Source organism: Ramlibacter sp. (assembly GCF_035706265.1).
Taxonomy (GTDB): domain Bacteria; phylum Pseudomonadota; class Gammaproteobacteria; order Burkholderiales; family Burkholderiaceae_C; genus Ramlibacter.
The window spans coordinates 1-12114 of the sequence record NZ_DASSVG010000667.1 but is presented as its reverse complement, the minus strand read 5'-3'; the positions used below and the strand labels follow the sequence as shown (position 1 = coordinate 12114).

The 12114-nt window shown below is 71.6% G+C and carries 11 protein-coding genes; 6 read left to right on the top strand and 5 right to left on the bottom strand.

Annotated features, from left to right (window positions below):
* A partial coding sequence (locus VFM98_RS23970) for an efflux RND transporter permease subunit (protein WP_325112406.1) occupies window positions 1-256 on the top strand: 256 nt, incomplete at its 5' end.
* Window positions 253-1635 carry an efflux transporter outer membrane subunit gene (locus VFM98_RS23965; protein ID WP_325112405.1) on the top strand — a complete coding sequence of 461 codons (1383 nt, stop codon included), beginning with the start codon at window positions 253-255 and terminating at the stop codon, window positions 1633-1635. The genes VFM98_RS23970 and VFM98_RS23965, both read left to right, overlap by 4 nt.
* 15 nt (window positions 1636-1650) lie before the next feature.
* Here the strand turns inward: VFM98_RS23965 and VFM98_RS23960 are convergent, their stop codons facing one another.
* A complete protein-coding gene (locus tag VFM98_RS23960) occupies window positions 1651-1902 on the bottom strand; it encodes a DUF6139 family protein (protein ID WP_325112404.1) in 252 nt (83 codons plus the stop codon).
* Between the two features lie 217 nt (window positions 1903-2119).
* Here VFM98_RS23960 and VFM98_RS23955 point away from each other — a divergent pair, with 217 nt between their 5' ends.
* Entirely contained in the window at window positions 2120-2512 is a 393-nt protein-coding gene (locus VFM98_RS23955) for a response regulator (RefSeq protein WP_325112403.1), read from the top strand.
* 4 nt (window positions 2513-2516) lie between these two features.
* Here VFM98_RS23955 and VFM98_RS23950 read toward each other — a convergent pair whose 3' ends face one another.
* From VFM98_RS23950 to VFM98_RS23935, 4 genes are read right to left on the bottom strand one after another with little or no spacing between them, the layout of a single operon-like run.
* A complete protein-coding gene (locus VFM98_RS23950) occupies window positions 2517-3302 on the bottom strand; it encodes an SDR family oxidoreductase (RefSeq protein WP_325112402.1) in 786 nt (261 codons plus the stop codon).
* 1 nt (window position 3303) lies between these two features.
* The gene (locus VFM98_RS23945) at window positions 3304-4299 is read right to left on the bottom strand and encodes an NADPH:quinone reductase (protein ID WP_325112401.1); all 996 of its coding nucleotides are present in this window, start codon (window positions 4297-4299) and stop codon (window positions 3304-3306) included.
* A gap of 42 nt (window positions 4300-4341) precedes the next feature.
* Window positions 4342-5526, bottom strand: coding sequence for an MFS transporter (locus tag VFM98_RS23940; RefSeq protein ID WP_325112400.1), 1185 nt, complete (start codon window positions 5524-5526; stop codon window positions 4342-4344).
* A 5-nt stretch (window positions 5527-5531) separates the two neighbouring features.
* The gene (locus tag VFM98_RS23935) at window positions 5532-6365 is read right to left on the bottom strand and encodes an alpha/beta fold hydrolase (RefSeq protein WP_325112399.1); all 834 of its coding nucleotides are present in this window, start codon (window positions 6363-6365) and stop codon (window positions 5532-5534) included.
* Window positions 6366-6403: 38 nt separating this feature from the next.
* Between VFM98_RS23935 and VFM98_RS23930 the strand changes: the two genes are divergently transcribed.
* From VFM98_RS23930 to VFM98_RS23920, 3 genes are all read left to right on the top strand, one after another.
* The gene (locus VFM98_RS23930; RefSeq protein ID WP_325112398.1) at window positions 6404-7516 is read left to right on the top strand and encodes a 3-deoxy-7-phosphoheptulonate synthase; all 1113 of its coding nucleotides are present in this window, start codon (window positions 6404-6406) and stop codon (window positions 7514-7516) included.
* 61 nt (window positions 7517-7577) lie between these two features.
* Window positions 7578-8771, top strand: coding sequence for a tetratricopeptide repeat protein (locus VFM98_RS23925; RefSeq protein WP_325112397.1), 1194 nt, complete (start codon window positions 7578-7580; stop codon window positions 8769-8771).
* A 260-nt stretch (window positions 8772-9031) separates the two neighbouring features.
* A partial coding sequence (locus VFM98_RS23920; protein ID WP_325112396.1) for a hypothetical protein occupies window positions 9032-12114 on the top strand: 3083 nt, incomplete at its 3' end.

The window sequence follows — 12114 nt, the reverse complement described above, 5'->3', positions numbered from 1 at the left end:
GACCTCCATGGCCTTCGGCCTCGGCGTGCTGCCGCTGGCCATCGCCAGCGGCGCCGGCTCGGCGAGCCAGCGCGCCATCGGCACCGGGGTGCTGGGCGGCATGCTCACCGGCACCGGCCTGGCGATCTTCTTCGTTCCCATCTTCTTCGTGGTGGTGCGCGGCTTCTTCCGGGGCAGCGAGCGCCAGAACAAGCTGTACCGGCACGAGCTCCAGCACGACGTGCCGGCCGGCGCCACCGCGGGAGACCAGATATGAGTGGTTCCTTCAAGACGCTGGGCGCGCTGGCGGCCGCGCTCGTGCTGGCCGGCTGCACCTCGCTGATCCCGAAGTACGAGCGGCCCGCGCTGCCCGTGCCCGATGCGTTCCCCTATCCGGCGGCGCAAGAGGGCACGCCCGCCGCTTCGCTGCCGTGGCAGCAGTTCTTCACCGACGAGCGCCTGCGCACGCTGATCGCCACCGCGCTGCGCAACAACCGCGACCTGCGGGTGGCGGTGCTGAACATCGCGCAGGCCCGCGCCCAGTACGACATCCGCAACGCCGACCGGCTGCCCACGGTGGCCGGCACCGCGAGCGCCTCGCGCGCGCCGAGCCCCGTCAACGGCCAACAGGTGACCACGCTGCAGGCCAACATCGCCTTCAGCGCCTGGGAGATCGACCTGTTCGGCCGCATCGCGAGCCTGAGCGAGGCGGCGCTGGCGCAGTACTTCGCCACCGAGGAGGGCCGCAACGCGGCGCAGACGACGCTGGTGGCGAGCGTGGCGAGCACCTGGCTGGCGCTCGCCGCCGACGAGGAACTGCTGGAGCTCACGCGCCAGACGCTTCAGACGCGCGAGGAGTCGCTGCGGCTGACGCGCCTGCGCTTCGAGAACGGCGCCTCGTCCGAGCTCGATTTCCGCCTCGCGCAGTCGCTCTACGAGACGGCACGGGCGACGCTCGCGCAGTTGCAGCGGCAGCGCGCCACCGACCTCGACACGCTGGCGCTGCTGGTCGGCGAGCCGGTGTCGCCGCAGTACGAGGTGGGCCTCACGACCGGCAAGGTGCTGCTGGCCGACGTGCCGGCGGGCCTGCCCTCCGACGTGCTGGTGCGCCGCCCCGACGTGCGCCAGGCGGAGCAGCAGCTGCTGGCCGCCAACGCCAACATCGGCGCGGCCCGTGCCGCGTTCTTCCCGCGCATCACGCTCACGGCCGGCATCGGGACGGCGAGCTCGGACCTGGCCGGCCTGTTCAAGGGCGGCGCCTGGGGCTTCACGGTGGCGCCGACCCTGGTGCAGACGATCTTCGACGCCGGCCGCAACCGCGCCAACCTTGCTGCCACCGAAGTGTCGCGCGACATCGCCGTGGCGCAGTACGAGCGCGCGATCCAGCAGGCCTTCCGCGAGGTGGCCGATGCCCTCGCGGGCCGCGCGACCTTCGGCGAGCAGGTGCGCGCCCAGGCGGCCGTGGTGGAGGCGGAGACGGTGCGCTACCGGCTGGCGCGGCTGCGCTACGAGAACGGGGTGGCGAGCTACCTGGACCTGCTGGACGCCCAGCGCTCGCTGTTCGCGGCGCAACAGGCCCTGGTGCAGGCCCGGCTGGCGAGCCTGCAGAACCAGGTGCAGCTGTATCGCTCGCTGGGCGGCGGCTGGAATCCTTGACGGTTCCGCTCGCCGTCAGGGTGCGGCCTGGGCCGGGACCTGGTGGTAGATGCTGGTGATGGCGTAGCCCTTTTCGGCGATCTGGGCGCGGGGATTGTCGATCTCGTAGGGGTGCAGGTGCTCCTGCGTGTCGTCCACGTCCACGGCGAGCTGGCGCACGTGCCAGTCGACGTTGTCCGCTTCCGGCGGAATGTCCTGTCCCTGCGGCACGATCAGATAGCTGAACATCTGATGCGCTTCCTCGCGCCGGTAGATGTCGACTTTCATCGGAGTGGGTCCTTTCAAGGGATGGGCTGCGCGAGCCGGGGCGACTCCCGGGCTCCGGCCCATTCTGGTAGGCGGGCATGCCGCCCGGAGTAGGACAAACACCATTCAGGCGGCCTGCGGCCGAGCTGGGCACGTACGCGACACCCCTAAAAGCCGGGCCTGTGCATCCGGTGCCGCCGCGCATACACTCCTCTCTTCCATTCAGCCCTACCCGCCCATGATCGATCGATCGCACCACAGCGTCCTCGTGGTGGATGACAACCCCGCGTCACGCTATGCGAGCGCCCGGGCATTGCGGGCCGCCGGATTCAATACCGTGGAAGCCTCGGCCGGTGCCGAAGCGCTGGAACTGGTCGAATTCGTGTCTGCCGTGGTGCTGGACGTTCACCTGCCCGACCTGCTCGGCTTCGAAGTCTGCCGCCTGCTGCGGCAGCGCGCCCCCACCGCCTCGCTGCCGGTGGTGCACGTCTCCGCCATCTACGTGACCCCCGACGAACAGCGCACCGGCAAGGAGGCCGGCGCAGACGAGTACCTGGTCGCCCCGGTCGACCCGGAGGCCCTGGTGGCCACGCTCGACCGACTGATCGCGGGCCGGCCGGTGACGGTGTAGTCGCCTAGACGACCATCGGCGTCGCCGCGCCATCCATCGACAGGATCGCGCCCGAGATGTAGGAGGCGCGCGGCGAGGCGAGGAACAGCACCGCCGCCGCCACCTCCTCGGGCCGGGCGATCCGCCCCAGCGGCATCTTCTTCTCCGCCTGGCGCTGCACCTCCTCCTGGCTGGTGCTGCGCAGGCGCGCGTCGACCGCGAAGCCTTCGGCCAGCCGCTCCGTCAGCGTGAGCGTCGGGTTCACCGCATTGATGCGCACGCCGCGCGGCCCCCACGCCGCCGCCAGGCCGGCGGTGGCCAGCATCAGCGCCGCGTTGGCCGCGCCGCCTGCCAGGTGCGTGGTGGTCGCGACCTTGCCGCCCATGCCGATCACGTTGACCACGGTGCCGGCGCCGCGCGCGCCCATGCGCTTGACCACCGGGTCCAGCACGTGGATGTAGGTGAAGAACTTGGCCTGCATCGCATCGTGCCAGGCCTGCGGCTGCAGCTCGTCGTGCGGCGTGCGGCGGGCGGCGCCGGCCGAATTCACCAGCACGTCGATGGGACCGAGGGCCGCTTCGGCCGCGTCCACCGCCTTCAGCGCCGCGGCCGGGTCGGCCAGGTCGGCGCATTGGCCGTGCACCTCGCCGAGCGGGCGCAGTTCGGCCAGTGCCCTTTGCATGTGCTCCGGGTTGCGGCCCACCAGGCTCACCTTGCAGCCCTCGGCCAGGAAGTCGCGCGCGCAGGCCAGGCCGATGCCGCGGCTGCCGCCGGTGACCAGCACGTGCCGGCCGCGAAGTTGCAGATCCATCTCAGTCGTCTCCTTGGGGAATGTCGAGAACCACGTTGCCCATCGCGCCGCCTTGCTCCACGATCTCGTGGGCGCGCACGATCTCCGACAACGGCAGGCGCAGCGCCACGGCGTGCTGCAGCGCGCCTTCGCGCAGCAGCGCGCCCAGTTCGCGCAGGCAGGCCTCGCGCTCGGCGGGTTCCAGCTCGTACACGTAGGCGAACTTCAGGGTGATGCGGTTGCGCATGAACCAGAAGGTGGGCAGGTTGGCCTCCATCTGCCCCATGCCGTACACGGCGATGGTGGCGCCGGGCCGCACGCAGGCCGGATAGAGCCGCGCGTTGGCGGTGAAGTCCATCTCGATCACGGCGTCGACGCCGCGTCCCTGCGTGAGCTGCTGCACGCGCGCGCCCACGTCCTCGTCGCGGTAGAGGATGGTGTGCGCGGCGCCGGCGCGGCGCGCGTGGGCGGCCTTCTCCTCGCTGCTGACGGTGGTGAGCACCGTGGCGCCGCGCAGCCGCGCGAACTGGATCGCGTAGTGCCCCACCGAGCCGGCGCCGCCCGAGACCAGCACGTTCATGCCCGGCTGCACCTGCGCGAGCCGCACGGCATGCAGCCCGGTGATCGCGGGGATGCCGAGGCAGGCGGCTTCGGCGTCACCGACGGAATCCGGCAGGGGCACCGCCTGCGCCGCCGGCAGCGCGATGGCCTGCGCCGCCGTGCCGAAGGGCCGCATCCATTGAGCGTTCCACAGCCAGACCCGCTCGCCGATGCGCGCGGCCGGCACGCCTTCGCCCACGGCGTCGATCACGCCGGCGCCGTCGCTGTGCGGGATCACGAGCGGATAGCCCAGCGCGCGGCCGAAGCCGCCCCGGCGCACCTTGTAGTCGGACGGGTTGACGCCCGAGGTGTGCAGCCGCACGCGCACCTCGCCGGGCCCCGGCTGCGGGGTGGGTTGTTCGCCGACCTGCAGCACTTCGGCCGCCGGACCCTGCCTGGTGTAGAACGCTGCCTGCATCGCCTTTGCCTCCTGCGGTGGAACGGGGGACGCAAGCCTACTTCAGGCGGCGGCACGGTGCTTCAGCGCCCGCGCGAAAGCCCATCCTGCCAGGGGCAGTGCGAGCGCCGGCACCAGCAGCACCGGTGCGGCGCCGAAGCGGTCGAAGGCCCGGCCCGCCAGCGCGACGCCGATCGCCTGGCCGCTGAAGAACGCGAAGGCGAACAGCGACATGCCCGTGCCGCGCCGCGCCGGCGCCATCTGCGTGCCGTGCGTCTGCAACGTGTTGTGGTACAGGTAGGTGCCGAAGCCCACCAGCAGTGCCACCGGTGCGGCGATCCAGCCATAGGGGATCAGGTACCAGGCCAGGAAGCCCAGGCCGACGACCAAGCCGCCCCACCCCACCATCCTGCGCTCGCCGAAGCGGCGCACGATGTGCTGCGCCACCCTCGCGTACAGCACGCCGCCGATTGCGTACAGCGCCACGTAGCCGGAGGCCACCGAGAGCGCGAGCCCGAAGCGCTGGTGCAGGTACGCCGGCAGGTAGGCGAGCGGGCCGAGCAGGAACACACCTTCGGCCAGCACGGCGAGCAGCACCACGCGCGGCCAGGGCATGCGCAGGATCTCTCGCATGGGCGCCAGAAAGTTGGCGGCCGGGGCGTGCGAGGCCGGATGCGAAGGGATGCTGTGCAGGCGCGCGAGCAGCAGCGTGGCCACCACGAGATAGCCGATGCACAGGGCCCCGAAGGCGCCGCGCCAGCCCCAGGCCGAATCGGCGAACAGGCCGCCCGCGAGCTGGCCGGCCGTCATGCCCGAGAGCGTGCCGAGCAGCAGGCGGGCGAGCGTGGCCTGGCGCTGTTCCCACGGCACGTTGTCGCCGATCCAGGCCATCGACATCGGGATCACGCCGCCGGCCACCGCCCCCCACAGGACGCGCAGCCGCACCAGCGCGTCGAGGCTCGGCGCGAAGAGGCACGCGAAGGCGCCGGCCGCGGACGCGAAGAGGGCGATGCACACCACGCGCGCCTTGCCGTAGCGGTCGCCGAGCTGGCCGTAGGCGAGCTGGGAGAAGCCGTAGGCCATGGCGAAGGCGAGGATCACCTCGCCGGCGGTCCCGGCCGTGACGGAGAAGTCCGCCGCCAGCCGCGGCAGCAAGCCATCGCAGATGCGCAGGGCCGCGCCGCTGAAGAAGCTGGCGATCGACAGCAGGAGGACGGCCGCGCGCAGGCCGCTATCGGAAACCGCCACCCCCGTCATTCCCGCGCAGCCGGGAATCCAGCCGCCTCGCGCAGGAAGCGCGCCGCCGCCTCGATCACGGCCCGCGGCTGGTCCTTGTGCGGCGAGTGGCCGCACTCCGGCAGCTCCAGCAACTGCGTCTGCGGCACGGCGCGAGCGATGCCGCGGACCTGCTCCAGCGTGCCGTACTCGTCGTCCACGCCCTGCACGGCCAGCAGCGGGCAGCGGATGGCCGCGATTTCGCGCTCGATGTTCCAGCCGCGGAAGGCCGGGTCGAGCCAGATGTCGTTCCAGCCCCAGAAGGCCGAATCCGCATCCTCGTGGTAGCGGCCCAGGCGCTGCTTGAGATCCGTGCGCAGATAGGCCTCGCGGGCCTGCTGGATGCTGGCCACCGACACGTCTTCCACGAAGATGTGCGGGGCCAGCACGATCGCGCCGCGCAGCGCCTGCGGGAAGGCCGCCGCGTACAGCAGGGCGATCGAGCCGCCGTCGCTGTGACCGAAGAGCCAGAGAGGATCGCGCGTGGGATCGATGGCGAGCGCGCGCAGCAGCGCGGGCAGCACCTCCTCGGCCTGCCGGTGCATGAAGTGCGGCGTCCAGCGCTCTTGCGCGCCGCGCGGCGTGGAGCGGCCGTAGCCGGGGCGCGAGTACACGAGGCCGCGCGCGCCGGCGGCCTGGCACAGGCGCGCGGGGAATTCGCGCCACATCGCCACCGAGCCCAGCCCTTCGTGCAGGAAGACGAGCAGAGGTGCGCCCGGCGCGGCGCTGCCGACCCACTGGTATTCGATGCGGACCTGGCGTTCGCCCCAGGCGATCTCCGCGTGGGAGGCGTTTCCAACGGAAGCTGACATGGTCAAGCAATATAGTGGATGGCCACAGGAGAGCCTCGATGAAGGAAATTGCCGCCCGGCCGGAAGGGGCCGAGGAGATGCCGCAGGCCACGCGGCTGGACGACGTGCGCATCCGCGACGTGCGCCCCCTGATCTCGCCCGCGCTGCTGCAGTACGAACTGCCGGTGGACGATGCCGTGCTGGCCTTCGTGGAGCGCAGCCGCCGCCAGGTGGCCGACGTGGTGCATGGCCGCGATGCGCGCCTGCTGTGCGTGGTGGGCCCTTGCTCGATCCACGACCATGCGCAGGCGATGGAGTACGCGCGCCGGCTGCAGGCGCTGGCCGGCGAGCTGGAGCAGCACCTGCTGCTGGTGATGCGCGTGTACTTCGAGAAGCCGCGCACCACCGTGGGCTGGAAGGGCTACATCAACGACCCGCGCCTGGACGGCAGCTTCCGCATCAACGAGGGCCTGCGGCTCGCGCGCGGGCTGCTGCTGGAGATCGCGCAGCTCGGGCTGCCGGCCGGCACCGAGTTCCTCGACCTGCTGAGCCCGCAATACATCTCGGACCTGATCTCCTGGGGCGCGATCGGCGCGCGCACCACGGAAAGCCCCAGCCACCGCCAGCTGGCCTCGGGCCTGAGCTGCACGGTGGGCTTCAAGAACGGCACCGACGGCAGCGTGCAGATGGCTGCCGACGCCTGCATCGCCTGCCGCGCGCCGCATGCCTTCCTGGGCATGACGAAGATGGGCGTGGGCGCGGTGTTCGAGACCGAGGGCAACGAGGACTGCCACATCATCCTGCGCGGCGGCTCGCGCGGGCCCAACTACGAGCCGCAGGACATCGATGCGGCCTGCGCGATCCTGCGCAAGGCGGGCACGACGGAGCGGGTGATGGTGGATTGCTCGCACGCGAATTCGGCCAAGGACTGGCGGCGCCAGCCCTGGGTGGCGCGCGAGGTCGCGCGGCAGCTGCAGGCCGGCGAGCAGCGGATCATGGGCGTGATGATCGAGAGCCATTTGCATGAGGGACGGCAGGATCTGAAGACCGGCGTCGCGCTGGCGCCGGGGGTGTCGATCACGGACGGCTGCCTCGGGTGGGAGGCGACGGAGGAGGTGCTGCGCGAGCTGGCGCTCGCCGCGCGCGAACGTCGCACGCGGCAGCGGGGCTGATCCTTCGATCGCAGGACTTGGTGTCCCTGGCTTCGCGGCCGGGGCCGCTATGCTGGCGGGGATGACCGTCGCCGCCGCTTCGCCCGCCGCTGGCCGCCTGCAGCGCCTGCGGGCCTACCTGGAGCAGGATCCCTCCAATGCGGCCCTGCTCGCAGAGGCCTGCGACGCGGCGATCGCCTGCGGCGCGCATGAAGAAGCGCAGCGTCTCATCGCTTCGGCCGAGCGGCTGGCGCTCGATCCGGCCCAGTGGCTGTTCCGCCGTGCGCGGCTGGCGATCGCCCGGCGCGAGCTCGTGGCGGCTGCCGGCTTGCTGGAGCGCCTGCAGGCGATGGTCGGCGAGGGGCCCGTGCTGGCCCACGACCTCGCCTATGTGCGGCTGCTGCAAGGCGACTTCGAGGCCTGCCGCGCCGGCGTGCAGCCCTGGCTCGATGTGGCGCGCGCAGGCGGGCCGGAGCCGCTGGAGGCCTTGCAGGTCCTCTGGCTGCGTGCCATGCACCGCCTGCAGCAGCTCGACGAAGCGGTTGCGTGGGCGAGGGCGCAGCTCGCTGCCGGCACGCTGCAGCCGCACGCCCTGGGAGCCGCCAGCCTGATCGCGCTGGACCAGGAGGAGTTCGACGCCGCCCGCGAATGGGCCGACGCTGCGCTCGCCGTGGATGCGCAGCAGGTGGAAGCGCTGGTGGCGCGCGGCTCCGTGGCGCTGGCCGGTGGTGACGCGGGCCGCGCGACGGAGTTGCTGCAGCAGGCGCTGCGCTGCAACCCCGAGGACGGCCGCACCTGGTCTGCGCTGGGCATGGCCAGCCTGCAGGCGGGTGACCTGCCGCTCGCGCAATCGCAACTGGAAGAGGCCGTGCGCCGCATGCCCGATCACGTCGGAACCTGGCACGCCCTGGGCTGGGCACGGTTGCTGCAAGGCGCCCGCCCGGATGCGCTCGCCGCCTTCCGCGCGGCCCTGGCGATCGACCGCAACTTCGCCGAGACGCACGGGGCGCTCGGGCTCGTGCTGGCGCTCTCGGGCCAGCGCGACGAAGCACACCATCACCTGGAACTCGCGGACCGCCTGGACCCGGCGAACGTGACGGGCCGCTATGCGCGCGCCCTGCTGGCGGGCGAAGCCGGCGACCGCGCTGCCATCGAGCGGCTGGCGCGGCGGCTGCTGGACCGCGGTGGCTTCTTCGGCGGCCCGCTCGGCGAGGCGGTGCTGCGCCACACCCGGGCGCGGGACCGGAACGGCCGCAACGGCCCCCAACGCAACTGAGATCGGCGAGGCAGGCCCGCGAGAGCCCGCGGCGCCTCGGGGTGCCTCGCGGTGCAGCGGGATCGCGACCGGCTGCTGGCGCCCCACGCCGGCCCCCGCCCGCCCTGCGCGGGCCCGCTCCTCCCCTATATCCGTCGCGATCCCAAGGTGTTTAGTACCCACCCCGCGCTCTAAACGGCGCTGACCTTGCTGCGGATGTACTGGCCGAGGCGTCCATCCGGAATGCCGCAGTCATCCCCCAGCACGGAAAGAGCAGCAGCATGGTAGCGATCGTCAGCGGCATCAGGCCAGGCCTGGAACTGTCCTCGCGGGAAGTGCTCGGCCAGGCCGGCGTGGCCGGCAACGCCACCGAGGGGCGCAACGGCCAGGGTGTGCACGTCAACGTTGCCACCGGCATGCTGGTGCTGCAGAGCCGGGACGAGCTCCTGGTCTCCCGCGGGGAGGACGCCGCCGTCCTGCGCACCTACAACAGCGCGGGCCAGTTCAACGACGACAACGGCGACAACTGGGCCAGCGGCGTCGTCTCGCTGCAGCTGGCGGGGGTGCTCAATGCGGCCGGCAGCAGCATCAGCCGCATCGACCGGGATGGCAGCACGGCCGTCTACACCTTCGAGGCGGCGCGCGGCCTGTACGTCACCACCGAAGGCGGGGGCGCCTACGACACCATCGCGTACGTGGCGGCCGATGCGCAATTCGAATGGCGCGACGGCAGCACCGGCGTGACGCAGCGCTTCGAAGGCAGCGGCGCGCGCAGGCTCCTGTCCTGCACGGACGCGAGCGGCAACACGCTCGCCTACGCCTATGGCGCCAACGGCTTTCTGGCCTCCGTCACCACCGCAAGTGGCGAAACCACCTTCTACGACTACAGCGGCAACAACCTCTCGCAGGTGCGCACCGTCGCCGGCACGGTCACCACCACCCGCGTGCGCTACGGCTACGACGTGGCGAACCGCTTGGCGAGCGTCACGGTCGATCTCTCGCCGGAGGACGGCAGCATCGCCGACGGCAAGGTCTACAAGACCACCTACGCCTACGAAGGCACCAGCAACCGCATCGCGACCATCACGCAGACGGATGGCAGCAGCCTCGCCTTCACCTATGTCGATGCGGGCGACGGCAACTTCAAGGTGGCGACGGTGCGCGATGGGCTGAACCGCACAACCACCTTCACCTATGCCCTGGGGTTCACCACCGTCACGGATGCCCAGGGCCTGGTCACCCGCTACGACGTCGATGCGTCCGGGCGCCTGACGAAGATCACCGCCCCGGCCCCGGGCGGGACCACTCCCACGCAGCGGTTCGCCTACAACGCCAAGGGCGACGTGATTTCCGTGACGGACGGCCAGGGGCGCACGGTCAGCTTCGGGTACGACGCCAACGGCAACCAGGTGCTGCAGCGCGACGCAACCGGCAACACCGTCACGCGCACCTTCGATGCCAGCAACCAGCTGCTGACGGAAAGCGTCTACCTGGTTCCCGATCCCGACGGCGCGGGCATCGCGCAGCCCACGGAGCCGCTCACCACCCGCAAGGTGTACGACGCGGGCGGGCGCAATCTGCTGCGCTTCGAGCTGAGCGCCGAGGGGCGCGTCACCGAACACCGCTACGACGGTTTCGGCCAGCGCGTCGCCACCATCACGTACACGGCGGGCTTCCATTCCATTGCGGCACTGGCGGCGTCGGAGGCGCCCACGGAGGCGGACATGGCCGCCTGGGCCGGCCTGCAGAATCCCGCCGCCACCCAGCGCACCGAAATGAGCTACGACGGGCGCGGGCAGCTGCAGACCCGCACCAGCTATGCCAGCGTGAGCGCCACGGGCGCAGGCGTGGCCAACGGCACGCAGTCCGTCCAGACCTTCGTCTACGACCAGGCGGGCCGGCTGCTGAAAACGGTGTCCGCCACCGGGGGCGCCACCAGCTACGTCTACGACGGCCTGGGCCGCGTGCTCTCGAGCGTCGATGCGCTGGGCGCCGTCACGCTCACGCAATACCAGGACGCGGCGGGCAAGACGGTGCTCACGCTCGCCAACGGTCTGGTGCGCACGTCCGCCTACGACAAGGCGGGCCGTCTCGTTTCGGTGGCCGAGAGCAATCCCGCGGGAGCCTCGCTGGGCGTCACCCGCTACTTCCACGACACGAGCGACCGCCTGCGCATGACGCAGGATCCGACGGGCGTGCGCAACTGGATCCTGTACGACCCGGCGGGCCGCAAGGAGGCGGAGGTCGACGGCAACGGCACGATGACGGAGTACGTGTACGACGGCAGTGGCCGCATCACTTCCGTCGTCATGTATGCCACCGCTGTCGACACCGCGCTGCTGGTCGACGCGGCCGGCCTTCCCGTGGAGAGCGTCCGCGCCGCCACGGTGCGCCCTGCCGCCTCCGCCGCGGACCGGCGCGAGTGGCGCTCCTACGACGCCGCGGGCCGCCTGTTGCGCAGCGCGCAGACCTACGGGACGGGAAACACGGTGGCGGTCACGGAGAACCGCTACGACGGCGCCTCCAGGCTGGTGGCGGTGGTGCGCTATGCCAACCCGCTGGCGGCCGCCGCACCGGGCTCGATCGCCGCGCCGGCCGCCTCGCCCGAGGACCGCATCACCCGCAACTTCCACGATGCCGACGGCCTGCTGCTCGCCACGCTGGACGGGGAGGGCTATCTCACCGCGTTCAAGTACACCGCCGCGGGGCAACTCGCCGAGTCGGTCCGCTATGCCACGGCCACCGATGCCACCTTGCGCGCCGGCGGAGCGCTGGCGCAACTGATGCCCCTGGCTGCCGCCGGTGACGCACGCACCGTCCACCTCTATGACGGGAAGGGGCGGCGCATCGCTACGGTGGACGCGGAGGGCTATCTCACCGAGTTCGTCCACGACAACAATGGCAATGTCACCTTGACGGTGCGCTACGCCAACCGGGTTGCAGCGGCGGTCAGTGCCTCAAGCACACCGGCGGCGATCCGCCCGGCATCGAACCCGCAGGACAGGACGACTTCCCGCAGCTACGACGCCCTGGGCCGGCTCGCCCAGGAGACGAGCCCGGAGGGACTGCGCACCGCCTACAGCTACGACCAAGCGGGCAATCTCGTGTCCACCCTCAAGACGGCCGTGCTGCCGGAGGAGACGCGTTCGCTGCTGGCGAAGTACGACCTGCAGGGCCGCCGCATCGCCGAGCTCTCGGCGCAGGGCGCCTCGCTGCTGGTGGTCGGCCAGACGCAGGCCGAGGTGGACGCCATCTGGGCCCAGTACGGGCTGCGCCACACCTACGATGCGGCGGGCCGGCGCACTTCCACCACCGACGCCGCGGGCAAGCGCACGCTCTTCTACTACGACGCCGACGGCGCCCT